25 protein-coding genes are annotated in these 22,597 nt (G+C 69.2%); 16 read left to right on the top strand and 9 right to left on the bottom strand.

Translation table 11 applies throughout. The features are described from left to right. The first annotated feature begins 135 nt into the window (after positions 1-135). Positions 136-939 (top strand): NPP1 family protein, encoded by an 804-nt coding sequence (locus E0H73_RS06580; RefSeq protein ID WP_131352594.1) that lies wholly within the window; start codon positions 136-138, stop codon positions 937-939. 67 nt (positions 940-1,006) lie between these two features. On the opposite strand, the gene E0H73_RS06585 is transcribed toward E0H73_RS06580, so the two are convergent. Beyond that, the gene (locus E0H73_RS06585) at positions 1,007-1,864 is read right to left on the bottom strand and encodes a helix-turn-helix domain-containing protein (RefSeq protein WP_131352595.1); all 858 of its coding nucleotides are present in this window, start codon (positions 1,862-1,864) and stop codon (positions 1,007-1,009) included. A 143-nt stretch (positions 1,865-2,007) separates the two neighbouring features. Between E0H73_RS06585 and E0H73_RS06590 the strand changes: the two genes are divergently transcribed. Next, positions 2,008-2,817 carry a phytanoyl-CoA dioxygenase family protein gene (locus E0H73_RS06590; protein WP_131352596.1) on the top strand — a complete coding sequence of 270 codons (810 nt, stop codon included), beginning with the start codon at positions 2,008-2,010 and terminating at the stop codon, positions 2,815-2,817. A gap of 25 nt (positions 2,818-2,842) precedes the next feature. On the opposite strand, the gene E0H73_RS06595 is transcribed toward E0H73_RS06590, so the two are convergent. After that, the gene (locus E0H73_RS06595; RefSeq protein ID WP_131352597.1) at positions 2,843-3,292 is read right to left on the bottom strand and encodes a hypothetical protein; all 450 of its coding nucleotides are present in this window, start codon (positions 3,290-3,292) and stop codon (positions 2,843-2,845) included. Between the two features lie 59 nt (positions 3,293-3,351). Beyond that, positions 3,352-3,663, bottom strand: a complete 312-nt coding sequence (locus E0H73_RS06600; RefSeq protein WP_131352598.1) for an STAS domain-containing protein — start codon at positions 3,661-3,663, stop codon at positions 3,352-3,354. A gap of 148 nt (positions 3,664-3,811) precedes the next feature. On the opposite strand from E0H73_RS06600, the gene E0H73_RS06605 reads away from it, so the two are divergent. The 5 genes from E0H73_RS06605 (at position 3,812) to E0H73_RS06625 (ending at position 7,753) form a co-directional block, all read left to right on the top strand. Next, positions 3,812-4,507: a response regulator transcription factor gene (locus E0H73_RS06605; protein WP_238163919.1), complete on the top strand. Its 696-nt coding sequence runs from the start codon at positions 3,812-3,814 to the stop codon at positions 4,505-4,507. Continuing rightward, positions 4,504-5,868, top strand: a complete 1,365-nt coding sequence (locus E0H73_RS06610) for a HAMP domain-containing sensor histidine kinase (protein WP_131352600.1) — start codon at positions 4,504-4,506, stop codon at positions 5,866-5,868. The genes E0H73_RS06605 and E0H73_RS06610 overlap by 4 nt, the downstream gene beginning before the upstream one ends. Then, positions 5,865-6,446 carry a GerMN domain-containing protein gene (locus tag E0H73_RS06615; protein ID WP_131352601.1) on the top strand — a complete coding sequence of 194 codons (582 nt, stop codon included), beginning with the start codon at positions 5,865-5,867 and terminating at the stop codon, positions 6,444-6,446. Before E0H73_RS06610 ends, E0H73_RS06615 begins: the two co-directional genes overlap by 4 nt. Positions 6,447-6,576: 130 nt before the next feature. Continuing rightward, complete coding sequence (locus E0H73_RS06620; protein WP_131352602.1) at positions 6,577-7,026, top strand: hypothetical protein; 450 nt, start codon at positions 6,577-6,579, stop codon at positions 7,024-7,026. A 220-nt stretch (positions 7,027-7,246) separates the two neighbouring features. Next, complete coding sequence (locus E0H73_RS06625; protein ID WP_165555521.1) at positions 7,247-7,753, top strand: glycoside hydrolase family 16 protein; 507 nt, start codon at positions 7,247-7,249, stop codon at positions 7,751-7,753. On the opposite strand, the gene E0H73_RS06630 is transcribed toward E0H73_RS06625, so the two are convergent. Genes E0H73_RS06630 through E0H73_RS06645 form a run of 4 tightly spaced genes read right to left on the bottom strand, consistent with a single transcriptional unit; the run spans position 7,754 to position 11,250 of the window. Beyond that, positions 7,754-9,052 carry a sensor histidine kinase gene (locus tag E0H73_RS06630; protein ID WP_131352604.1) on the bottom strand — a complete coding sequence of 433 codons (1,299 nt, stop codon included), beginning with the start codon at positions 9,050-9,052 and terminating at the stop codon, positions 7,754-7,756. It lies immediately after the preceding gene. Positions 9,053-9,054: 2 nt separating this feature from the next. Then, positions 9,055-9,741: a response regulator transcription factor gene (locus tag E0H73_RS06635; RefSeq protein WP_131352605.1), complete on the bottom strand. Its 687-nt coding sequence runs from the start codon at positions 9,739-9,741 to the stop codon at positions 9,055-9,057. A gap of 18 nt (positions 9,742-9,759) precedes the next feature. Then, positions 9,760-10,380, bottom strand: coding sequence for a hypothetical protein (locus E0H73_RS06640; RefSeq protein WP_131352606.1), 621 nt, complete (start codon positions 10,378-10,380; stop codon positions 9,760-9,762). A gap of 48 nt (positions 10,381-10,428) precedes the next feature. Beyond that, positions 10,429-11,250, bottom strand: a complete 822-nt coding sequence (locus tag E0H73_RS06645) for a tryptophan 2,3-dioxygenase (RefSeq protein ID WP_131352607.1) — start codon at positions 11,248-11,250, stop codon at positions 10,429-10,431. A gap of 81 nt (positions 11,251-11,331) precedes the next feature. On the opposite strand from E0H73_RS06645, the gene E0H73_RS06650 reads away from it, so the two are divergent. The 8 genes from E0H73_RS06650 (at position 11,332) to E0H73_RS06685 (ending at position 19,650) form a co-directional block, all read left to right on the top strand. Further along, entirely contained in the window at positions 11,332-11,793 is a 462-nt protein-coding gene (locus E0H73_RS06650; RefSeq protein ID WP_131352608.1) for a hypothetical protein, read from the top strand. Positions 11,794-11,993: 200 nt separating this feature from the next. Next, entirely contained in the window at positions 11,994-14,150 is a 2,157-nt protein-coding gene (locus tag E0H73_RS06655) for a hypothetical protein (RefSeq protein ID WP_131352609.1), read from the top strand. Next, the gene (locus E0H73_RS06660; protein WP_131352610.1) at positions 14,147-14,653 is read left to right on the top strand and encodes a nucleotide exchange factor GrpE; all 507 of its coding nucleotides are present in this window, start codon (positions 14,147-14,149) and stop codon (positions 14,651-14,653) included. The genes E0H73_RS06655 and E0H73_RS06660 overlap by 4 nt, the downstream gene beginning before the upstream one ends. Continuing rightward, complete coding sequence (locus tag E0H73_RS06665; protein WP_131352611.1) at positions 14,646-17,126, top strand: Hsp70 family protein; 2,481 nt, start codon at positions 14,646-14,648, stop codon at positions 17,124-17,126. The genes E0H73_RS06660 and E0H73_RS06665 overlap by 8 nt, the downstream gene beginning before the upstream one ends. Continuing rightward, the gene (locus tag E0H73_RS06670) at positions 17,123-18,043 is read left to right on the top strand and encodes a hypothetical protein (RefSeq protein WP_131352612.1); all 921 of its coding nucleotides are present in this window, start codon (positions 17,123-17,125) and stop codon (positions 18,041-18,043) included. The genes E0H73_RS06665 and E0H73_RS06670 overlap by 4 nt, the downstream gene beginning before the upstream one ends. 35 nt (positions 18,044-18,078) lie before the next feature. Next, positions 18,079-18,576 (top strand): DUF2505 domain-containing protein, encoded by a 498-nt coding sequence (locus E0H73_RS06675; RefSeq protein ID WP_131352613.1) that lies wholly within the window; start codon positions 18,079-18,081, stop codon positions 18,574-18,576. Positions 18,577-18,708: 132 nt separating this feature from the next. Next, complete coding sequence (locus tag E0H73_RS06680; protein WP_131352614.1) at positions 18,709-18,918, top strand: hypothetical protein; 210 nt, start codon at positions 18,709-18,711, stop codon at positions 18,916-18,918. A gap of 87 nt (positions 18,919-19,005) precedes the next feature. Further along, positions 19,006-19,650: a TetR/AcrR family transcriptional regulator gene (locus tag E0H73_RS06685; RefSeq protein ID WP_131352615.1), complete on the top strand. Its 645-nt coding sequence runs from the start codon at positions 19,006-19,008 to the stop codon at positions 19,648-19,650. A 183-nt stretch (positions 19,651-19,833) separates the two neighbouring features. Here the strand turns inward: E0H73_RS06685 and pruA are convergent, their stop codons facing one another. Together pruA and E0H73_RS06695 are read right to left on the bottom strand one after the other, a co-directional pair. Next, complete coding sequence (gene pruA, locus E0H73_RS06690; protein WP_131352616.1) at positions 19,834-21,462, bottom strand: L-glutamate gamma-semialdehyde dehydrogenase; 1,629 nt, start codon at positions 21,460-21,462, stop codon at positions 19,834-19,836. Positions 21,463-21,599: 137 nt separating this feature from the next. Further along, positions 21,600-22,133: a TetR/AcrR family transcriptional regulator gene (locus E0H73_RS06695; RefSeq protein WP_131352617.1), complete on the bottom strand. Its 534-nt coding sequence runs from the start codon at positions 22,131-22,133 to the stop codon at positions 21,600-21,602. Positions 22,134-22,191: 58 nt separating this feature from the next. Here E0H73_RS06695 and E0H73_RS06700 point away from each other — a divergent pair, with 58 nt between their 5' ends. Further along, on the top strand, positions 22,192-22,581 hold the full coding sequence (locus tag E0H73_RS06700) for a nuclear transport factor 2 family protein (RefSeq protein WP_131352618.1): 390 nt from the start codon (positions 22,192-22,194) through the stop codon (positions 22,579-22,581). The last annotated feature ends 16 nt before the right edge of the window (positions 22,582-22,597 follow it).

The raw sequence follows: 22,597 nt of genomic DNA on the forward strand, positions 1-22,597 counted from the left end.
CAGCATTCGTCATCCGAGGGACATGCTCAGACTGCGCCGCCCGTTCCTGCCGTCATCAGATCGTCAAGTGGATGCGCTTCCGGTCGTCATGTCCGAACGCCCCACAGCATCATCCGCCCCTTTGAAGGAGAGAGAATGACGCCCGATTCTCCCCCGCCCCGACGACGCACGCGCACCCGGCGACTGCTCGGTGTCGTGCTCGGCACCGCAACGCTGATGGTCACCACCGCGGTGGCTGCGTACGCCGCTCCGCCACCGCATCTCCCGCAGAACGCCGGTGGATGGGAGCAGTCGTTCTCACCGGCGTACGACTACGACACCGACGGCTGCTACGCCGTACCCGCGATCGGGTCCGACGGCACGCTCAACCCCGGTCTCAACCCGACCGGCGCGGTCAACGGCAACTGCCGGGACCAGTCGGACCTCGACAACTCCCAGACGTACGCCCGGTCGAAGTGCAACAACGGCTGGTGCGCGGTCATCTACGCCAGCTACTTCGAGAAGGACCAGGCCGTGCCCGGCAGCAGCCTCGGCGGCCACCGGCACGACTTCGAACACGTCATCTCCTGGATCAACCAGTCGGCCAACCAGGTCGAGTACGTGACCACCACCCAGCACTCGAGTCAGGTCACCTATGCCCGGTCGCAGGTGCGCTTCGACGGCTCGCACCCGAAGGTCGTCTACCACAAGGACGGCGCGAGCACGCACTTCTTCCGGCTCGCCAACAGCAACGACGAACCGCCGGAGAACCACTACCACAACTGGCGCTATCCCCCGCTGGTCGACTGGAACGGCTGGCCCAGCACCGGCCTGCGGGACACGCTGATGAACGCCGACTTCGGTTCCGCGACCATCAAGACCACCGACAAGGACGACCGCTTCCGCAACCTCCTGAACGCGTCGAAGCCCGCCGGGATCCCGTTCGACCCGTGGGCCTGACCACCTGACGTCCCACCGACCGGGTCTGAGCCGGCCAGCTCAGACCCGGTCTGCCGGCGTCTCGTCCTCACCCTCGGCGTGCTGCGGCGGAACTGAAGTGGTTGCGGAAGTCGCGGGGGCTCATCGCGTTCTGCGCGCGGAAGCGGCGGTTGAAGTGCGAGAGGTTGGGATAGCCGCAGCCGGTCGCGATCGCGCTGATCGGCGTATCCGACTCGACCAGTCGGCGGGACGCCTCAGCGAGCCGTACGTCGTTGACGTAGTCGGTGAATGTCCGGCCGGTGTGCCGCCGGAAGAAGCGGCTGAATGCGTCGGGTGACATCGAGACCAGCGCCGCGGCCTCGCCGATGGCGAGGCGTTCGGCGTAGTCGCGACGTACCAGGCCGATCACGCGGTCGATCCGGTCCCGGGCGGCGGCGTCGACGTTGGTGACGAGGGAACGGGTCGCGATGGTCTCGGCCGGCTGACTGGCGAGAGTCACCAGGATCTCGAGGACCGCGAGTGTCCCGCGAGCGGCGTCGGTGGTGTTGCTCAGGGCAACCATGGCTTCCGGGACACCGTCGGCATCGTCGAAGCGCAGACCACAGCCGGATCGGGCCAGCAGGCGCCGTACGCCGTGGAACTCGGGCCGATCGAAGAACCCCGTACCGAAGGCGTCGTACAGGAACTGCACGGTCACGGCCTCATGCCACCCGGCCGCCTCCGACTCCCAGGTGTGCGGTGTCTCCGCGCCCAGCAGGACCAGATCGCCGGGACCGTAGTCGGCGACCCGATCACCGACGTAGCGCCGGCCCGATCCGGCGACGATCAGCGTCAGCTCGTACTCCGGGTGGTAGTGCCAGTCGAACCCGAACCGCGGCTCCGCCCGCAGCCCGAGATGCCACGACTGATGCGGCGAGGCAGGGATGTGCTCGTACGTCGGCCGCATGCCAGAACAGTACTCTGCCGACGCCGATCCACCATCAACCCGCCTCAAGTGGTCAGCAGAGTACCGGTTTTGGCCGCTGCACGCGTGGCACCCCGAGCACCCGCCAGCCGAAACTGGTCACCGATCGCCGATTGGGAGGCCCGATGACCACCACCGCCACCGAACTCGACCAGCCGTACGCCGTCAGTCCGGGCGACGTCGACAACTACGCCGCCGACGGCTACGTGAAGCTGCGCGGCGTACTGAGCCCCGACGTCGTGACGCACTACGAGCCCGAGATCACCGAGCAGGTCGTCCGGATCAACACCCAGCACCTGCCGCTGGCCGAACGCGACACCTACAGCCGCGCGTTCCTCCAGGTGGAGAACCTGTGGCGGCACAGCAACGCGGTCCGCGAGTTCGTCTTCTCCCGCCGCCTCGCCGGCATCGCAGCCCAGCTTCTCGGCGTGCCGTCCGTGCGGCTGTACCACGACCAGGCCCTCTACAAGGAGGCCGGCGGTGGCTTCACGCCGTGGCACGTCGACCAGCACTACTGGCCGCTGTCGACGGACCGCACCGTCACCGCGTGGGTCCCGTTGCAGGACACCCCGATGGAGCTCGGTCCGCTGACGTTCGCGGCCGGCAGCCACCTGTCGGGGTACGGCCGTGAGCTCGAGATCAGCGACGAATCCGAGGCCATGCTGGACACCTTCGTGACCGAGTCCGGGTTCCGCGTCGACGATTCGCCGTACGCGACCGGGGACGTCAGCTTCCACTCCGGCTGGACGATCCACCGCGCCCCGGGCAACTCCAGTACGACGCCCCGCCGGGTGATGACCGTGATCTACATGGACGCGGCCATCGAGATCGCGCCGCCGGCGAATCCCTTCCAGCAGGGCGATCTCGCCGCTTTCCTCGACAACCGCGCACCGGGGACCGTCCCCGACGGCCCGTTGAACCCCGTCCTCTACTGAGCCCTGATTGCTGCTGGCAACAATTTCAGCAGTGCCGGGACCGGGTGCCGAGGCCGGCTGCGATGTCGAGGGCCGTCAGCGAGCGGCTGAGCGTCTCCAGGCAGGGCCGGCCCGACGTGGGCGTGCCGTACAGACAGAGCGCCTGGCGGCCGTCGGTGGTCCAGCCGGCCGGCTCGATCTCGCCCTGGTCGTCGAGCAACGGCAGCCAGCCCTCGTCCCGCAGGTAGTCGAAGGCCTCCCGCCGGTCCGCGGAGTTCAGCGACAGTCCGCCCACCCGACCCGGATCGTGCAGGCTGTCCGACCAGACAGCCTGCACGAGTGGGTCCTCGGGCGCAGCGACATCGGTCTCCGGACGCGGGGTGACCAGATACCCGGTGCCGCTGCGCGGATCGAGGTAGGCGGTGTGAGCGGCGAACTCGACGATGGTCACGTCGACATAACCCGGTACCCACGGGTCGCGGTCGAAGTGGCTCATGAGCGGTCGGCGGTCCTCACAGTGGGCGGATGACGTAGGGAGTCTGCAGCGCTTCGCCGTCACGCAGCCTCGACTTCGAAGACCTTGTCGAGGCCGGTACGGCGCAGTACGTCGGTCATCTTCCGGCTGGCGTGCCGGATCACGACCCCACCACCACGACGGCGGCAGGTGCGGTGCGTGTCGAGCAGTTCGGCCAGCAGGGTGGACGAGATCTGGCCCAGGTCGGACACATCCACGACCACCAGGCACACGCCCTCCATCACGAGCCCACGCAGTCGCCAGCGCAGTGCGGTCAGGCCGCCGTTCAGGTCGGTGTCGGACAACGTGACGATGGCCTTCTGGGGAAGTGGACCGTGGGTCATCTCGGTCATCGACGGGTCCTCCGATGCAGTTGTGGTACTGGTACAACCCTGCGCCCCGGACTTTGAGATCGGTGGTGGTCCTTCTTTACGATCGGATGACATGCGGTGCCCAGCCCGTCACAACGGCGGTCGGAGTTGCGAGGATGTGCCGGTGCCGATGCAGGTGTTGATCGTGGAGGACGACGATCGCATTCGGGCCGTACTGCGGCTCGCCCTCGAGGACGAGGGCTACCAGGTCGCCGAGGCAGCGGATACGCCGACGGCGCTGGATCAGGCACGGGCGGCCATGCCGGACCTGATGATGGTCGACCTGATGCTCGGCGAGATCGACGGCTACACCTGTATCCGGGAGATCCGCCGGATCAGCGACATCCCGATCGTGATCGTCAGCGCGCGCTCCGACACCCACGACATCGTGGCCGGTCTGGAGGCCGGTGCAGACGATTACGTCACCAAGCCGTTCCAGGTGAAGGAGATCACCGCGCGACTGCGGGCTCTGCGCCGGCGGCTGCGGACCAGCGCGGAGGCGGCCCAGCCCGACATCGTGCTCGACTCCGATCCGCGCCGGCGGCTCGTGCTGTCCACCTCGCGGGGCGCGGTCCGGCTGGACAGCAAGGACGTCCCCCTGACCGTCACCGAGTACCGGCTGCTGGTCGAGCTCGCCTCGCCACCCGGCCGGGTGCTCAGCCGGTCGGCGCTGCTGGCCTCGGTCTGGGAGCACGGATACTACGGGGACGAACGCATCGTCGACGTTCACATCAGGCGACTGCGCACGAAGGTCGAGCGTGATCCCGGACGACCTCAACTCGTGACCACGGTCCGGGGAATGGGCTACCGGCTGGATCCGCGATGAGATTCGGCCTGCACGCCCTGGGGCTGCGGCACCGGCTGGTGCTCGCGTTCGCCGTGGTGGCACTGCTCGTCTCCGCTGTGTTTGCCATCAGCACCTATCTCCTCGCCCGCGGCTACCTGCTCGCCCAGCGGGAGAACGCCGTCCAGCACCAGACGTTCGCGGATGCGGCGTACGTCCAGCGCCGGCTGTCGAGTGCCGGCGCCGATGTCTCCGCGGTCCTGACCGCGGCCGGGACCCCGGCGGGTCACTCGATCATCCTGCGCTGGCGGGACCAGTGGTACGCGTCCGCGCTCGACGAGGGACGAGACGCCGTACCGGGTGGAGTGCTGGGAGAGATCGCGAACGGCCGTCCGGCCAGTCAGCGGTTCCGGTCGGACGACGAGGCGTACATGGTGGTCGGGGTGCCGCTGCCATCGGTCAACGGGCAGTTCTACGAGATCGCTCCCCTCACTGAGCTCGACGGGAACCTGCGGCTGCTCAGCGGGATCCTGATGGGTGGTGCGGCGCTGGCGACCGCCTTGGGTGCCGCCCTGGGGCTCTGGGCGAGCCGATCCGTCGTCACGCCGCTGAACCGGGTCGCCGTCACCGCCGCGTCGATCGCCGGCGGCGAGCTCGACACCCGGCTGCCGGCGACGGAGGATCCGGAGCTCGCCACGATCGTCGGGTCCTTCAACAGCATGGTCGACACGTTGCAGCAGCGGATCAACCGCGACGCCCGGCTGGCCGCCGACGTCAGCCATGAACTCCGCTCCCCCTTGACCACCCTCGTCGGCAGCGTCGACCTCCTGAACGCCCGACGCGACGAACTGCCGGAGCGGTCACAGCGGGCCCTGGACCTCGTCACCGCCGACCTGCAACGGTTCCGGCGGCTGCTCGACGACCTGCTCGAGTTGGCCAGGTCCGACGGCGGTCTCGACCAGCGGCCCAGCACGACCGTCGATCTGGGCGAACTGCTGCGCCAGGTCCTCGGCGAGGTCGGCCGCGAATCCACGCTGCTGCGCGGCAGGACGGACATCGTCGTGAAGGCCGACAAGCCTCGCCTCGGCAGGCTGTTCCGCAACCTGTTCGAGAACGCGGAGACGCATGGCGGTGGGCTGACCTCCGTCGAGGTCGCCCGGGTGGACGAGGACGTCCTGGTGCTGGTCGACGACGCCGGCCCGGGGATCCCGCCACACGATCGGGAGCGCGTGTTCGAGCGGTTCGCCACCGGCGCGACCAAACGCGGATCGTCGTCGGGGACAGGTCTCGGTCTGGCACTCGTTGCGGAGACGGTAGCGATCCATGATGGTGCGGTCTGGTGTTCGGCGGCTCCGGCCGGCGGCGCGCGGTTCGTGGTGCGGCTGCCGGCGGTGCGGTCATGAAGGCGATCGCCGTGGCCATCGCAGCGGCTCTGGTCCTGGCCGGCTGTGGGGTTCCGGTCCAGGACGACCCGGCGCCGATCGATCCCGGGTCGCTCCCGTCCCGGCTCCGCAATCCCACCATGCCGACGACAGGACCGACCCCGGCGACGTCCGGACAGGCGACGGTCCAGGTGAACTTCGTCCGGCGGGACCGGCTGGTCGCGCTGAACCGGGAGGCGGCGAGCACGACGTCGACCGAGTTGATGAACGCCGTACTCCAGGGTCTGCAGGACGGACCGACCGCGACCGAGCAGGCCGCGGGCCTCACGTCCGCCCTGCAGCCGGGACTGACGTTGAGCGTGATCCACGTCCAGGCGAAGAGCGTCGTACTCGAACTGTCCGGGGAGACCGGCGGCCGGTCCGCGACCGAGAACGTCCTGGCGGTCGGGCAGATCGTCTTGTCCGTGACCGCATTGCCGGCCGTCGACGAGGTGACGTTCTCCCACAACGGGGTACCGGTGGAGGCGCTGCTGGCGGACGGCGCGCTGACCACGAAGCCACTCACCGCCAAGGATTACGAGGCCTTGCGGGCGCAGTGAGCGGGCCTGGTTTTGACGAGCATGCTGAGGAAACTTTGAGATCGTGTGTCGTTCGCCCTCCGAGCACCCGCTACGCCCCGTGAGCGGGATACACAGGACCGTGAGTGGTGCCCGAGGAGGAGAGAACGTCGTGGCTGAGCGTCCGTCCGCGCCCAGACCAGCCGGACCGATGGTGACCTGGTCGGTCGCGATCGGCGTGGTCGCGGTGGCCGGAATCGCGCTGGCCCTGGTCAAGGCGTCGCTGTCCGTCGCGTTGATCGTGTTCGGGACCGTCGTGATCGCGGCCGGGATCCTTGCCATCGGCCTGGTCAGGTCACGTCAGCGGACCAGGACGCCCTCGGAGCAGCAGATCATCGACGCCGACCTGGCCAAGTGGTCGGACGCCGAGTTGTACGCCGTCTGGGTCGCGACCGACGCCGAAGTGGTCCGCGAGAGCCAGTCCGACTACACCGAGACCGCCGCCCGGGCCCGCGACCTCCTGCTGTCCGAGATCGCGCGCCGGCGCCCGGCCGAGACCGCCGTCTGGCTCAGGTCCAACAACGCCCTGAAGGGCGAGCCGCCCCGCTTCCTGTTGTCCTGAAGGTGTCAGCAGCCCACCAGCTCTCGCCCCCGCCGCCCAGGCCCAGCCGGCCGGAGACACCGCGGCCGGGAACTACGGCTGGGGTACGCCGCTGCCGGCCAGTGACGAGTTCGACTACACGGGCGCTCCCGACGAGAGCAGGTGGGCCATCTACGGCGGCGTCGACGGATGCTGGCCCGGGCATGCCGGCAACGGTCAGCGCTGCGGCTACACGAACACGGTGCAGGACGGGTACCTGCGCCAGACCGGCTACGCCAACGGGGACACCGCGGGCCTCGCGTCCGACCTCGGCCAGAAGTACGGCCGCTGGGAGGTGCGGGCGCGGGTGATTGCTGACGGCAACAGTGGGCACGCGTACCACCCGGTGCTGATCACCTGGCCGGACTCCGACGAATGGCCGCAGGGCGGCGAGTACGACTACTTCGAGGTCAACGTCGGCGACACCTCGGCGACCGCTTTCATGCATCACCCGACCGACTCCGAGGTGATCCAGGACGAGTACCACTCGGGATCGCTGGACCTGGCCCAGTGGCACAACTACGGCTTCGAATGGGCTCCGGACGGACTCACCGGGTACATCGACGGGCAGGTGTGGTTCCACGACACCGATCCCGACGTGCAGGCGCCCGGGCCGATGCACCAGACGATCCAGCTCGACAACTTCTGCGGCTGCACAATGCAGAAGGCGTACTTCGACGTCGGCTGGGCGCGCGTCTACCCGCTCTGATCAGGGAACGGCGAGGGTCAGGACGACCTCGTTGGCGTGAATGGTGAGGTGGCCGCCGGTGGCTTCGGCGTACCGGCGGGCGATGTCGAGCCCGAGTCCGGTGGAACCCCGGTCGCTGCGGCCGCGCTCACCGGCTCCGAGCGGGATTCCCGGTCCCTTGTCCGCGACGGCGATCCGTACGACGTTCTGCTCCCGGGTCAGCGTGATCCGGGCCGGCGTACCGTCCGGGGTGTGGGCGACGACGTTCTCCACCAACGCGTCGAGCGCGGCGGCGAGGTCCTCGGCCGATGAGCGCACCATGGCGGGTGGCTCCGGGAGATCGAGGGCGAGCTCTCGGCCCTGGTCCTCGAACAGCGGTTCCCAGAACGCGGCTCGGCTGCGCGTCACCTCGACCGCGTCGCAGTGCGGGACCCGGCCTTCGCGCTGCGGACGCCGGGCCGCGCTGATCACGGCAGTCAGCGTCCGTTCCAGGCTGGTCACCTGGATGTTCAGTTCCTCGGCGCGCTCACGGTCGGGCAGGGCCTCGACCTGGAGCCGGAGCGCGGTCAACGGCGTACGCAGGCGGTGGGACAGATCGGCGACGGCCTCGCGTTCGACCGCGATCACCTCGTCGATGCGGTCGGCCAGACCGTTGAGCGCGGCACCGACTTTGGCCACCTCGGCCGGGCCGGTGGTCGGAGCGCGGGCGTCCAGGTCACCCCTCGCCAGGCGTTCCGCCGTATTGGCCGTCTCCTCGAGAGGGCGGGCGAGCCGGCGGGAGACGAGTTCGGCGCCGACGATGCTGAGCAGGAGTACGGCCAGGCTGCCGCCGATCAGGATCAGCAGACGCGGGGTGAGACCGTCGTACAACTCGTCGTTGGTCAGGAACAGGCAGACCGAGGCCGGACCCTGCGGAGTGCCGACGGCGACCTCGACCGCCATCCCGTCGTCGATCGAGCGATAGTCCACATCGCCGAGCTGCGGCGGACCCCTCCGATCGTCGTCGTCGTAGTCGGCCGGCAGCGGCTTCGGCGCCGGCACCCCACCCGGTGGCGGGTCGCCGAGCGTCGTACCGTCGGGAAGGCGGACCGAGATCGTGCCGGGCCCGTCCTTGCTGAGCCCTTCGATGTACGCCGTGATGTCGTCGGCGCTGTTGCGCCTGTCGCCGACGTAGTACGCGACTGCCTCGGCCCGGTACCGCGCCCGCTCCTTCGACTCGTTGGCCGTCGTACTGCGCATCAGCAACACCAGCGGTACGGCGAACGCCAGCACGACCAAGGTGGTCATGCCGACCGAGAGGAACAGGATCCGGCGGCGCATGGTCAGTCTCCCGACGCCAGCTTGATCCCGACGCCACGGACGCTGTGCAGGAACCGCGGCGCCGCGGCCGTCTCACCGAGCTTGCGCCGCAACCAGGACAGGTGAACGTCGACCGTCCGGTCGCCGCCACCCCACGGCAGACCCCAGACCTCGGCCAAGAGCTCGCGCTTGCTCACCACCGCACCTGGCCGGCGGGACAACGCCAGCAACAGGTCGAATTCCTTGCGGGTCAGGTCGACCGGCGAACCGTCCACCGTGACCTCGCGACTCCGCGGGTCGATCCGCAACGCGCCCAGATCGACCGTCGACTCGCCCTGCTCGCCGCCCTGACCGAGGCGACGCAGTACTGCCCGGATCCGCGCGTCGATCTGCGCCGAACTGAACGGCTTGATCACGTAGTCATCCGCGCCCGCGTCGAGCAGCCGGACCACACTCGCGTCATCGTCCCGGGCCGTCGCCACGATCACCGGTACGTCGCTCACCGCGCGAACCATGGCCAGCACGTCCCGGCCGTCCAGATCCGGCAGACCAAGATCCAGCAGCAGTACGTCGGGCCGATCGCGGGCAACCGCGGCGACGCCATCAGCGCCGGAGGCGACGGCCATGACGACATGACCGGCCGCCGTCAGGGACTTGCCCAGCGACGTCCGGATCGCGTCATCGTCCTCGACCAGCAACACCCGCGCCATGCGTTGAGCGTAGCTTCGTCACTCCAGTTGGAGCTGTGCCGGCGCTCGCAGGCCGGTGCTGCGGAGTTCGAGGTTGGCGAGCTGACCGATCACGGTGGCGTCGCCCTCGCGCCAGGCGGTGACCGGGTCGTCGGAGATCTTCGCGAGCTTGTGCATCGGCTGGTTGGCCATCGCCCGCAGCGCGAACAACTGCAGGTCCGCGTCGCTGTCGATGAACTTCTGCGCCGCGGTCGCCCGCCGGGAGAACCGGATCCGCGGCGGCAGCCAGATCAGCAACGCCAACAACACGGGCATCCCGATCGTCACTCCGGCCAGGACGTACGCCAGCTGCTCCACAGCATGTGCCTGGTCTCTCCCGGCCTCGGCCAGCTTCCCCGCGGCCGCCGCGGCGCCGTCCACCGGCGACCGCAACTGGTCGCCGACCACCGGCACCTTGCCCATCGGCTCCGACAACCGGCGCAGGTCGCCCGCGAGCCCGTCGCCCGCCTCAGCCGCCTTCCGGCCGGGCGCCCCGAGTGCGTTCGTGATCCGGAACACCAGCAGACCGGCCTCGACCCATAACCAGACCCAGCCCACCAGCAGCAGATCGCCCAGCACCTGCCGGAACCGCTGCGTCCCCACGTCGGAGTAGAGCTTCACCGCGCCATCCCTTCATCGGGCCGTTCATCGGCTCCGTGCGCGGTGAGACTAGAGGGTCGTACGCAGATCCCAAAGCAACGGATAGTAACGAAGATCCAACCGGCTGCGCAGATAGCCGGCGCCGGAGGAGCCGCCGGTGCCAGGTTTGGTGCCGATCATGCGCTCGACCATGACCACGTGCCGGGCCCGCCAGGCCGCCGCCAGCTCGTCGTGCTGGAGCAGGACCTCGGCGAGCTCCCAGACCGCGGCGTAGTGGCTGCGGTCACCGGCGACCTTGCGCAGCGCGTCCCGGATGGAGTCCTCGGTGTCGGTGCCGAAGCCGGCCTTCTCGAGGACGACGAGGAACGCGTCCCACAGGGTCGGCTCCTCCAGCCGCCGGCCGAGACGCTCCTTCTCCACTTCGGTCAGGCCGCGGAACCGGCGTACGAACGACGGGTCCTTCGCCCCGGACAGGAACTCGATCTCGCGGAACTGCACCGACTGGAACCCGCTGGCCGGAGACAACCGGTGCCGGAACTCGCCGAAGTCCTGCGGGGTCATCGTCTCCAGGATGTCGACCTGCTGGGTGAGCGTGCGCTCGATCGTGTGCACCCGGCGGAGCAGGTGCTCGGCCAGCCACAGTTCACCGGACAGCATCGCGTCCCGGGAGGCGGTCAGCTCGTGCAGGACCTGCTTGAACCACAGCTCGTAGACCTGGTGGATCGTGATGAACAGCAACTCGTCGTGCGCGGGTGGATCCGACTCGAGCCGCTGCTGGTCCAGCAGCTCGGCCAGCCGCAGATAGCTGCCGTACGTCAGCCGCCCGCCGGCCTCCCCGAAATGCACATCAACGCCATCCCACCGCCCCGCCACCCCGTCGTCACTGCTCATGCGCCCGAGGGTAGCCGACGGGTGCGTGACCGGTCAGGGATTGGCTCGTTGGAGGTGAGGTACGCCGAAACGAGGAGTTGCATGTCCGCCACGGTCGAGACGCCGCTGGTCCCGGGACCGATCCAGGGACCGACCCGGGAAGAACCGCAGATCGAGGCGCTGCTGCTCGGGGACTACGCGTCCCTGGTCCACCTGGCCTATCTGATCCTCCCGCCTTCGATCAGCAGGTCACGGCGGATCGCCGCCGCCCACGCCGTCGTGCAGCGCGCGCTGCCGCCCGGGCTCACGCTCCCGAGCGGCGACCCCCGGGAGTTCCTCCGGCGTCGTGTCGTCCAGGAAGCCGGCCGGCAGACGTCGGCTCAGTCGATGCTCGATCGGCTCGGCGGTCTCTTCGCACCGGCCGACTCGCTGGGCTTCGAGCCCTGCGCGACGACGATCGACCGCACCACGATCCGCCGGCGCAACCGTCGCGGCCGCCGGCTGGCGATCGCCGTCACGCTGCCGCTCACCCTCGGCATCCTCGCGTCCCTGCTGCTGTCCTGACGCGTCCCGGGTTGTCCCGGGCAACGACCAGGCCCTGATCCACCCGTCCGGGTGCAGGTTCGGTCCAGGGTGCGTCCACCGCGGGTCCAAGGTGGGTCCAGACGGTCCTGATTCCGGTTCGGACCGGCTTCCCGGGGTGGAAAGGTGGTTGGTGAGCCGGGCAACGGTCCGGCGAACCGACTTGACCTGGGGGTGAGCTGGTGGCGGATCCGATCGCCGATGAGCTGCGAGGGCTCGCCGGGACTGGGCTCTACCGGCGGAACGCCTTCCGGGTGAGCGGTCTGGTCGCCGGTGTGGACCGGCGTACCGCCCGGCAGGTTGTGCAGCGGGTCCGCGCGGCGCTCGAGGTGGGCGCCGACGTGGACCTCGGGCCGACCGCTTCGCGGGATCCCGACGAGATCCAAGCGGCCTGCGATCTCATCCTCGGCGATCCCCGGCGCCGGCTGGTGCATGAGGTGTTCGCGCGCTGGGGCAACGATCTCGAGGCCTGCGGCTGCACCGAGGCCGCCCACCAGCGTCACGACACCGCAATCGACCTTCATGCGAAGGCGATCCACGGTGAGCTGGACCAGCAGCAAAGTCAGGTGGAGCTCGACAAGCTGTGGACCATCGCGGGCAAGACCTGGACCAAGGTGCTGGCGAGCAAGGAGTTCGGCGCACACCTGGCATCCCGGGTGCTCGAGCTGGACGACCGGCAGCTGACCGCGTCCGCCGTGGAGGAGATCCGCAGCGAGCTGCCCCGGACACTGATCAAGCCGTGCATCGACCTGGCGGTCGCGGCGACGGCCAACGGGTTCCGGCACCGCGACCACGCCAGTCGCTTCCCAGATGCCAATCAACTGGCCGACCGGATGCTGGAGACCGCGGCGGCTCCGCTGTACGCCGAACTGGAGGAGCGCCGGACCTCGATCGGCCGGCGGATCCAGGACGAGGATCCGGACCCGATCGTCGACGAGATCGAACGCGAACTGCTGCCGCGGCTGACCCGGCTGGACTCGATCGTGCCGGCGAAACGGCACCGCCGTACCGCGGAGCTGCACGACCAGATCGCGATCCTGCTGAACAACTGCGCAGTCAAACTGCTCGACCGCGGCGAGGTGTCCGACGGCCGGGCCGACGAGTGGCTCAACCGGGCAGCCGGCTTGGTGATCGATCCACGGGACGCGGCGCTGATCCAGGAGAACCGGCAGATGGTGCGGGAGAGCGCCAAGGCGATGGCCGACTTCCGGGGACAGGTCTTCCTGCTGTACACGATGCGCGGCAGTGCTGCGGCAAAGGCGATGCTGCGGCAGGTCCGGCGCGAGATCGACGCACCGTCGGTCCGGGCTGAGATCGACCGGATGCTGGCGGAGATCTCGGCCGGAAACTTCCGGCGCGAGCGCCGGGAGCCGCCGCGGCGTCCGCCGAGCAAGCCGGCGTCCCGGCCCGGCGGATCCGCGCCGCGGTCTCACAACTACTACTCGGAACCCAGGCGGCCGGGCGGGCGACGGCGGGGCCGGGTGCTGCTGTGGTTGCTGGTGGCCGCCGCGATCGTCTTCGGCGTCGTGCGCTGGGGACCGTTCGGCCAGGAGGTCAGCGTCTATCAGTCCAAGATCGCGGACAACGCCGAGCCGGGGACCTGCCTGGACAAGCAGGCCGACGACTGGCTCGACAACGCGACCGACCTGAAAGGGCGGGACTGCGACGAACCGCACTGGGGCGAGGTGCTGGGGTACGTACAGCTCACCAAGGTGCCGGCGGCGTACCCCGGGAACGACCAGGCGGCGGCGCTCGCCACCTTCCAGTGCGGCGAGATGCTCATCCAGCAAGGGCTGAAGCCGGCCGAGTACGACATCAACGAGGTCTATGCCGGGGCGCAGTACTGGAACACGGGCAAGGACGACAACGAGTACGAGAACTACGCGTCCTGTGTGCTGCATCGCAGGGACGGCCAGGAGATTTCGGCCGGCCGGAAGGCGAAGCCGGACGCGCCGACCACCCCGAAGGCGGTCGCGATGGACTTGTACGCCGACAAGATCGCGAACAACGCGCCGGTCGGGACCTGCCTGCAGACGAAGTCCGGCGTCGACGCGAAGACCATTCCGAAGGTCGCGGTGGTGCGGTGCAGCGTGAAGCACTGGGCGCAGGTCTTCGGCTACCCGGTCCTGTACAAGGCGGGCGAGAAGTGGCCGGGCGACGCCGCGGTCTACGCGAAAGCCAGGCACGCGTGCTCGGACACCATCCCGGCCCTGCCCGGCTACACGACCAGGGTCGGCTGGCCGGGCGCCGAATGGTGGAAGGACCCGAAGCAAACGATCTACGCCTTCTGCCTGGTCCATCGGGTCGACGGCAAACAATTCACCGGAGGTTTGGGATGACCTGGCTCGGGGTCCGCCAATGGCGGCAGCACAAGGCCTTCCGGATCGAGGCACCACGCTGGTCCGGCGTCGAGTACGACGACCTCGACCGCTACCTCGCCGAACTCGCGCAGACGCTTCAGCCCGCCGCACCGGCGGCGGCGGACGACGACGCCGCGGACGCGGCCCTGGCCGAGGCGGCGACCAATCTCTGGCGAGCCCAGCGAAAACTTGCCCAAGGCAAACAAGAGACCCAGGGCCGGCAGGCGGCGCGCTACCTGCGCACCTGTGCCGAGGCACTCGCCGAGGCCGGGCTCACCGTGCAGGACCACGACGGCGAACCGTTCCACGCCGGTCGGTCGGTCGAGGTGCTCGTCTACTCCGAGGACCCGGACGCTACCGCCGAGACCATCCTCGAGACGGTCCGGCCGGCCGTCTATCACCACGACCGGCGGATCCAGACCGCGCAGGTGATCGTCGCCGTACCCACCGCATCCACCGACCTCAAGGACAGCCATGCGTGACACGATCGACTTCGGCATAGACCTCGGCACCACCAACAGCGCCATCTCGGTCGCCGAGGGCGACACAGTGCGCGCGATCAAGAACAGCCTCGGTCAGGACACCACGCCGTCAGCGGTCTGGATCCCGAAGCCCGGAATCGTCATGGTCGGGTCGCGAGCGCGGGAGCGGGTGGAGATCGATCCGGACAACGCCGCGGCCGAGTTCAAGCTGGAGATGGGGCTGGCCGATGCCGGCCGGACGTTCGCGAAGGCCGGCACCCGGCTCACGCCGCCGCAACTGTCCGCGGAGGTGCTGAAGGCGCTACGCGCCGACGCGGCGATGTACCTCAACACCGATGCGCCGACCGCGGCCGTGATCACGGTGCCGGCGGCGTTCTCCCTGAACCAGAACAAGGCCACCGTCGAGGCCGCCACCTTGGCCGGGTTCGCGGCCGGATCTCCGCTGGTCCAGGAGCCGACCGCCGCCGCGTTCGCGTACGGGTTCCATGACACCGACGACCGGGCGTACTGGATGGTGTTCGACTTCGGTGGGGGGACGTTCGATGCCGCGGTGGTCAGCAAGCGCGACGGTGATCTCCGGGTGCTGAACCACGCGGGCGATTCTTACCTGGGCGGAAAGCTGATCGACTGGGCGCTGGTCGACAAGGTGCTCGCACCGGCGGCCGCACAAGCGGTCGGTGTGCGCGAGTTCAGCCGGGAGGACCGCACCTGGGCACGGAACTTCGCCCGGCTGAAGGCCGCGGCGGAGGACGCGAAGATCGCGCTCTCACGGGCTGAGTCGGTGCCTGTCATGGTCGAGATCGACAGCGGGTCCGGGGACACCGAACTGTTGGAGTACACATTGACCCGGGGCGAGCTGGATCGGGTGGCGGAGCCGTACTACGTGCGCGCGATGAACCTGTGCCGCGAGGCGATGCGGGACAGCGGGCTGGCGCCGGACGCGATCGACAAACTGCTGCTGGTCGGCGGTGTCACCCTGTCCCCCGGCCTGCGGGAGTTGCTCTCGGATCCGGCCCGAGGCCTCGGCATCGAGCTGGACACCCGGCTGGATCCGTCGACGGTGGTGGCGCGCGGCGCGGCCGTGTTCGCCAGTACGGTCCGGCACCCGGCGCCGGCGTCCGCCGCACCCGCGGCCGGCGGGTTCGCGGTCCAGCTCAGCTACGAGCCGAGTGTCACGACCATCACCCCGACGGTGGCCGGGCGGCTGCGGGCCGGGCAGGACCACGATTGGACCGGGTACTCCGTCGTCCTCGCCAACCCCGAGGGCCGGCCGCCGTACCGGTCCGCGAACATCGCCCTCAACCGGGTCGGCGCGTTCGCGACCGAGGTCGTCATCGACGAGCGCCGGACCTCGAGGTTCACGATCGAGCTGTTCGACCCGACCGGCGCACCGCGGAAGCTGAACCCGAACACCTTGTCGATCACGCATCGCGACGTCGAGTTCGGCGGCGCGCGGCTGACCCACTCGCTCGGCATCCAGCTGGCCGACCGGACCTTCTCGCCGTTGCTGCGCAAGGGCGTCGGCGTACCGACCAAGGTGAAGGAGAAGTTCCGGACCTCGCACGCGCTGCAGCGCCGCGACGACGAGGCGTTGATCCGGATTCCGGTGGTGCAGGGCGAGCGGGCCCGGGCGGACCGGAACCGGCAGGTCGGGATGCTGGAGATCCGGCCGCTGGACCTGCGGATCGACCTGCCGGCCGGGACCGAGGTCGCCGTCACCTTCGAGGTCGACGCGTCGAACCTGGTCACCGTCGTGGCCGACGTCGAGCTGATCCAGGCACAGTTCGAGGCCGAGATCGACCTGGACTCCATCACGACGCCGAGCGCCGACGTACTGCAGCAGGATCTGTCCGTGGCCGAGCGGCGGCTCGAGGCCGCCCGCGCCGCGGACGACTTGCCCGCCGTACGGGATCGGCTCGAGCGGCTGGAGGCCGAGAAGACGCTGCAGACCACTCGTGAACAGGTGCGTGCGGCCGCGACCGATGCCGGCGCGGCGGCCACGGCGGAGGATCGTCTTCGCGACCTGCATGCCCAGCTCGACGAGATCGAGGAACTCGCTGAGCTGCCGCAGCGGACCCGGGAGCTGCTCGACCTGCTGGCCGAGGCCAGCGAACTGGTCACGCGGACCGGCGCCGCACGGGACGAGCAGGAGCTGACCGAACTACAGAACCAGGCGCAGCGGGCGATCGACGATCAGAACCTGACCGCGGTGCAGGCGCAGATCGACCGGACCAATCAGTTCATGATCCGGCTCGAACAACGGCAGCCGGGCTGGCAGGTCGGGCTCTTCTACGCACTCGTCGAGCAGCCCGGCCTGCTGCCGGCCACGCGCGAGGTCGACAACCTCGTGCGCGAGGGCCACCAGGCGATCGGCGCAGGAGACGAGCGGACGCTCGAACGCGTTGTGCAGCAGCTGATCCGGTTGCTGCCGCGCGATGAGCAGGACAAGGTGTTCGGACTGATCAAGCCATGACCGTACTCACCGGACTCCAGCGGCAGCTCGCCCTCGGCCGGGCGGCCGAATCCGCCCGCCGCGGCGACCTCGACGGCGCGGCTGCGCTGCTCGTCGAGCTCGACGAAACGGGTGAGGCCACACCTGAGGTGCTGGACCTGCTCGCGCGCATCCGGGCGCAGCAGAAGAAGTGGTCCGAGGCGGACGGCTACTGGTCGCGGGTGCAGGAGACCGCGCCGGACGACGCCGCGGCCGCCGCGGGGCGCAAGACCGTGGCGTCGATCCTCGGGCACCGTCGCGCGTCCCGGCCGGTGCTGCCACTGGTGGGAGTAGTCGCAGGCGTGGCGGCAGTCGCGGTTGTGGTTGGCGGGATCGCCGTATTCGGCGGCGACGATCAGCCGGTCGCTCAGCCGACGCAGGAGGTCCAGCCGACGGCGACACCGAGTGTGGACACGAGCGGTCACCAGGAGGCGGCAGAGCTGGCCCGGAAGCTGGCCGCTCTGGAAGCGGAGCGACAGGCGTCGGCTGCTGCGGTCGCGAACAAGCTGGAGCTGATCGAGCGCAAGGTCGCCGGGCCTGGTGTGGTCGTGCAGCGCCGTTCCGGCACGGTGCGCGTGCTGTTCGCCGAAGGCCTGTTCTCCGCCGGCACCGAGTTCGGCCCGGGCCGCCAGGACGCACTGGTTGCCCTGGGCAAGCGACTGCCGGGTCTCGACGCCGCGATCACGGTGACCGGCTACTCGGTCGTCGTACCCGGCAGCAGCACCTCGGGCGGATCGCGTACGGCGCTCCTCCGCGCGCGCACCGCCACACAGGAGCTCAGCGCCGCCTCCGGGCTCCCGCTCACCGCCTTCGCCATGCAGTCCGGCGACCAGGGCCAACCACTGTTCCGGAACGCCGCGAAGAACCGCACAGTCACCCTGACGCTGACGCCGCACTAGCCAGTTGGCCGCACGATGGTGCCATGATGTGCGGCATGGAGCTGAAGCTGTCGGCGTCGTACGACGCCACCCCCGAGGAAGTGTTCGCGATCGTCACGGACGCCACCTTCCGCGAGCAGGCCTGCCAGAAGACCAAGGCGCTGTCGTACAACGTCGAGGTGACCAAGTCCGGGAGTGACACGGTCGTCAAGGTCCGCCGGGAGATGCCGTCGGACGGCGTACCGGACTTCGCCAAGAAGTTCGTCGGTGAGACGCTGACCCTGGTCCAGACCGAGACCTGGCACGCGGCCAAGCCGGACGGGTCCCGCGACGCCGACGTCTCCGGCGAGATCGTCAACACCCCGGTCACGCTCAAGGGCACCGCGAGCATCACCGGCGGCGGCGGTCAGGCCGTGCAGGCGATCGACCTGGACGTGAAGGTCGCCGTACCGCTGATCGGCAAGAAGATGGAGCCGTTCGTGGTGGACGCGATCCGGTCCGGCCTGCAGAAGGAGCACGAACTCGGCCGCGAGTGGCACAACGGCACCAACTGAGACATTTCACCGGTCCCCGGCGGCGGGCGTCGTACGACGTCCGTCCCGGGGACTCGTGTGTCGCTACCCGGGCCGGCTCCCCCGCGGTGGCAATCTGAGGAGCGCGGGGTGCTCTTCGGAGGTGAGCCAGTCATGCGGAAGCCAGTCTTTCGTCAGAAGGGTCAGCGCACGGAGCCGGGCGAGGAATCGCAGTTCTGCGTCTTCTGCGCCACGGTGATGCCGTTCGAGCGGATCGAGGCACCCGATCATCTGGTCGAGGAGCCCGACGAGTGGATCTGCGTGAAGTGCGGATCCGCGTTGCTGATCGATCCACCCTTGCAGGAGTACCACCGCAGCGCCTGACCGGTGGAATGTGGTGACGGACAAGGGCTCGTGTTCGGAAGATGTTCCCTCGGTTACGGATTCGGTACGACGGGTAACGTCCAGCGCATGAGTCGCACCATACGGGGATTGGACGCCGGGCAACGGCGGGCCGAACGGCGTGAGCAGCTGCTGGATACGGCGCTCAATCTGTTCGCCACCAACGGCTATCTCGGTACGTCCATCGAGCAGATCTGCAGTACAGCATTCATCGGGACGAAGAGCTTCTACGAGCTGTTCTCCAGCCGGGAGGAGTGCTACGTCGCCCTGCTGCGGCGGACCTCGGAACGGCTGCAGGAGCGGATGGTCGCCGTCGCCGCGCAGGCGGCCGGCAACGAGCGGCAGGAGGCGCCGCGGCTGCTCGCCAGCTTCGTGCACGAACTCGTCGACGACCCGCGCGTCACCAAGGTCACCTTCGGGATGGCGTCCGGGATCTCCGAGGTGGCCGAGCGGCAACGGCGGGCGAACCGGCGCTGGGCGGCCGGCTTCCTCGAGCAGCTCTGGGACCGGTACGACGGACCGCCCACCGGCCGGGATGCCTCCGACCAGCGGGCGGTTCGTCACAGCGTTGCGATCGGCCTCGTCGGCGGGTTGTTCGACCTGATCTCGGACTGGCTGCTGGACGCGAACCTCAAGAACCAGCGCCAGATCGAGACCCTGATCGACGACCTGACCACCTTCTACATCACCGTCCGCCGAGGCCTCATCACCTAACCCAGGCGGACATCCCGGTAGCGGGCACGCCTTTGCCTTCCCTGACCCCTGGTGCGGCCCCACCCGCTACTGCTTTTGCTTTCCTTCCCTCACCCCTGGTGCGGCCCCACCCACTACTGCTTTTGCTTTCCTTCCCTCACCCCTGGTGCGGCCCCACCCACTACTGCTTTTGCTTTCCTTCCCTTACCCCTGGTGGGGGTAGCGGTAGTCGGTCGGCGGGGCGAAGGTCTCCTTCATCGAGCGCGGGCTGGCCCAGCGGATCAGGTTCCACATCGAGCCGGCCTTGTCGTTCGTCCCGGACGCGCGAGCACCACCGAACGGCTGCTGCCCGACCACAGCACCGGTCGGCTTGTCGTTCACGTAGAAGTTCCCGGCCGCGAACCGCAGGTACTCCGCGGCCTCGGCGACCGCGTGCCGGTCCTGCGCGATCACGGCACCGGTCAGCCCGTACGGCGCGGAGTGCTCCATCCCCCGCAGCACGCTGTCGTAGTCGGCGTCGTCGTACACGTGCACGCCGAGGATCGGGCCGAAGTACTCGGTGGTGAAGATCTCGTCGGTCGGGTCGGCCGACACCAGCAACGTCGGCCGGACGAAGTACCCCTCGCTGTCGTCATAGGTGCCACCGGCAACGACCTCGATCGAGTCGGTCGCCGCGGCCCGGTCCAGCGCCGCCTTGTGCTTGGCGAAGGCCCGGTCGTCGATCACCGCGCCGATGAAGTTCGACAGGTCGGTGACGTCACCCATGGTCAGCGACTCGGTCTCGGCGACCAGGTCGTCGCGGATCCGGTCCCACACCGACCGGGCGACGTACGCCCGCGAAGCGGCCGAGCACTTCTGGCCCTGGTACTCGAACGCGCCGCGCACCATCGCGGTCTTCAACACCGCCGGGTCCGCCGACGGGTGCGCCAGGATGAAGTCCTTGCCGCCGGTCTCGCCGACCAGCCGCGGATAGGTCTTGTACGACGCGATGTTCGCGCCGACCGTGCCCCACAGGGACTGGAACGTCTTGGTCGAGCCGGTGAAGTGGATGCCGGCCAGGTCCGGGTGGGTCAGCGCAACCTTGCTCACCTCGAGGCCGTCACCGGTAACCAGGTTGATCACCCCGGCCGGCAGCCCTGCGGCCTCCAACAGCCGCATCGTCCAGTGCGCCGCGAACTGCTGCGTCGGCGACGGCTTCCAGACCACGGTGTTGCCCATCAGCGCCGGCGCGGTCGGCAGGTTGCCGGCGATCGCGGTGAAGTTGAACGGCGTGATCGCGTAGACGAAGCCCTCGAGCGGCCGGTAGTCGACCCGGTTCCACACCCCCGGCGACGAGATCGGCTGGTCGCTGACGATCTGGCGCGCGAACGCCACGTTGAACCGGAGGAAGTCGATCAGCTCACAAGCCGCGTCGATCTCGGCCTGCTGCACCGTCTTCGACTGGCCGAGCATGGTGGCCGCGTTCAGGGTGTCGCGCCACGGACCGGACAGCAGGTCGGCCGCCTTCAGGAAGATCGCGGCGCGGTCGTCGAACGACAGCGACCGCCAGGACGGGGCTGCCGCGAGTGCCGCGACCACGGCCGCCCGGCCATCGGACTCGGTCGCGTTGCCCAGGGTGCCGAGCACGTGCGCGTGCCGGTGCGGCTGGACCACCTGGATCGACGCGCCGCCACCGAGCCGCTGCTCACCGCCGATGGTGCAGGTCAGGTCGATCGCGCCCGCCGAGGTGAACTCCTTGAGCTTCGCCTCCAGGCTCGCGCGCTCGGCCGATCCGGGGGCATACCCCAACACTGTCTCGTTGGCGGGCGTCGGAACGACGGTGACGGCATCCATACTGCGGGCTCCTCGATCTGGTGGTGTGGATCGTGCGGGTACGCCGTGCGGGTGGGCGGCGCGCTCGCTGGTGATACGAGCATGGTGCCACGACCGACCACCTGAAACGAACCTGACCACAGACCTGACCAGGAGCTCTACTGGTCAGGTGAGGAGGCACCCGCCCCGCGCCGCAACATTTGTAGCATACGTTTCACTCGAGCAGGCTCCGCCGTCGCCATTCCAGCAGCCATGACCAGCAGGTCGACCGGGTCCACGTCAGCCCGCAGTCGCCCCTCTCGCTGGGCTTGCCCGACCAGCCGGCCAACCGTCTCGACCATCGCCGCATGCCACTCCTCGTGAAGCTCCGACCGCCGCGCCGACGGCTCCAGGCTGCGCGCCAGATCCCCCTTCTCGGCCACGTGCCGCACGAACCGCGCCAGCCAGTCGAACACGTCGACACCGTCGTCGACCGCACACAGTTCGGCGACCTCCTCGGCGTACACGGCGACGATCAGGTCGTCGCGGGTCGGGAAGTGGCGGTACAGCGTCGCGTTGCCGATCCGGGCCCGCCGAGCGATCTCGTCGAGGGGCGCGTGGGTGCCGAGCTCGACGAAGACAGCCTGCGCGACCGCGACGAGTTGGTCGCGGTTCCGCTGGGCATCTGCACGCAGTGGCTTAAGTGGGGACATCCCTGGTTAGACTAGCCGACGGATCGAAACCGGGGATCTCCCCAGTTAGGAGTGTCGGATGAATCTCGACGACCGGATCGCGATCACGGACCTGATCTCGATGCACGGCCACCTGGTCGACGCGGGCGAGCCGCCGGATCGGCTGTTCACCCCGGACGTCAGGTACGACGTGTCGGACATCGGTGGCGGGGTGATCGTCGGGACCACGGCGCTGTGGGAGGCAGGGCTGGCTCTCGGCGACGGCAACCCGGTCGGTCATCACATCACCAACGTCGTGCTGACCGACGTGGGCCCGGATGAAGTGGCAGGCCTCTCGAAGGCCATCGGGATCATGGCCGACGGCAGCTGCGCGAGCCTCACGTACAAGGACGTCGTCGTTCGCACGGCGAGCGGCTGGCGGATCAGCCACCGGAAGGTGATTCCCCGGCGCCGGCCGCTGGGGCGGTAGGTTCACTGGTGTGACC

Source organism: Kribbella pittospori (genome assembly GCF_004331465.1).
Taxonomy (GTDB): domain Bacteria; phylum Actinomycetota; class Actinomycetes; order Propionibacteriales; family Kribbellaceae; genus Kribbella; species Kribbella pittospori.

Excerpts from the sequence above, each read along its gene's own strand:
- E0H73_RS06680 (WP_131352614.1), top strand. The coding sequence starts at position 18,709 with ATGCGGAAGCCAGTCTTTCGTCAGAAGGGTCAGCGCACGGAGCCGGGC.
- E0H73_RS06645 (WP_131352607.1), bottom strand. The coding sequence starts at position 11,250 with ATGAGCAGTGACGACGGGGTGGCGGGGCGGTGGGATGGCGTTGATGTG.
- E0H73_RS06615 (WP_131352601.1), top strand. The coding sequence starts at position 5,865 with ATGAAGGCGATCGCCGTGGCCATCGCAGCGGCTCTGGTCCTGGCCGGC.
- E0H73_RS06590 (WP_131352596.1), top strand. The coding sequence starts at position 2,008 with ATGACCACCACCGCCACCGAACTCGACCAGCCGTACGCCGTCAGTCCG.
- E0H73_RS06700 (WP_131352618.1), top strand. The coding sequence starts at position 22,192 with ATGAATCTCGACGACCGGATCGCGATCACGGACCTGATCTCGATGCAC.
- E0H73_RS06675 (WP_131352613.1), top strand. The coding sequence starts at position 18,079 with ATGGAGCTGAAGCTGTCGGCGTCGTACGACGCCACCCCCGAGGAAGTG.
- E0H73_RS06610 (WP_131352600.1), top strand. The coding sequence starts at position 4,504 with ATGAGATTCGGCCTGCACGCCCTGGGGCTGCGGCACCGGCTGGTGCTC.
- E0H73_RS06660 (WP_131352610.1), top strand. The coding sequence starts at position 14,147 with ATGACCTGGCTCGGGGTCCGCCAATGGCGGCAGCACAAGGCCTTCCGG.
- E0H73_RS06695 (WP_131352617.1), bottom strand. The coding sequence starts at position 22,133 with ATGTCCCCACTTAAGCCACTGCGTGCAGATGCCCAGCGGAACCGCGAC.
- E0H73_RS06665 (WP_131352611.1), top strand. The coding sequence starts at position 14,646 with ATGCGTGACACGATCGACTTCGGCATAGACCTCGGCACCACCAACAGC.
- E0H73_RS06685 (WP_131352615.1), top strand. The coding sequence starts at position 19,006 with ATGAGTCGCACCATACGGGGATTGGACGCCGGGCAACGGCGGGCCGAA.
- E0H73_RS06595 (WP_131352597.1), bottom strand. The coding sequence starts at position 3,292 with ATGAGCCACTTCGACCGCGACCCGTGGGTACCGGGTTATGTCGACGTG.
- E0H73_RS06670 (WP_131352612.1), top strand. The coding sequence starts at position 17,123 with ATGACCGTACTCACCGGACTCCAGCGGCAGCTCGCCCTCGGCCGGGCG.
- pruA (WP_131352616.1), bottom strand. The coding sequence starts at position 21,462 with ATGGATGCCGTCACCGTCGTTCCGACGCCCGCCAACGAGACAGTGTTG.
- E0H73_RS06650 (WP_131352608.1), top strand. The coding sequence starts at position 11,332 with ATGTCCGCCACGGTCGAGACGCCGCTGGTCCCGGGACCGATCCAGGGA.
- E0H73_RS06635 (WP_131352605.1), bottom strand. The coding sequence starts at position 9,741 with ATGGCGCGGGTGTTGCTGGTCGAGGACGATGACGCGATCCGGACGTCG.
- E0H73_RS06585 (WP_131352595.1), bottom strand. The coding sequence starts at position 1,864 with ATGCGGCCGACGTACGAGCACATCCCTGCCTCGCCGCATCAGTCGTGG.
- E0H73_RS06580 (WP_131352594.1), top strand. The coding sequence starts at position 136 with ATGACGCCCGATTCTCCCCCGCCCCGACGACGCACGCGCACCCGGCGA.
- E0H73_RS06600 (WP_131352598.1), bottom strand. The coding sequence starts at position 3,663 with ATGACCGAGATGACCCACGGTCCACTTCCCCAGAAGGCCATCGTCACG.
- E0H73_RS06605 (WP_238163919.1), top strand. The coding sequence starts at position 3,812 with ATGCAGGTGTTGATCGTGGAGGACGACGATCGCATTCGGGCCGTACTG.
- E0H73_RS06630 (WP_131352604.1), bottom strand. The coding sequence starts at position 9,052 with ATGCGCCGCCGGATCCTGTTCCTCTCGGTCGGCATGACCACCTTGGTC.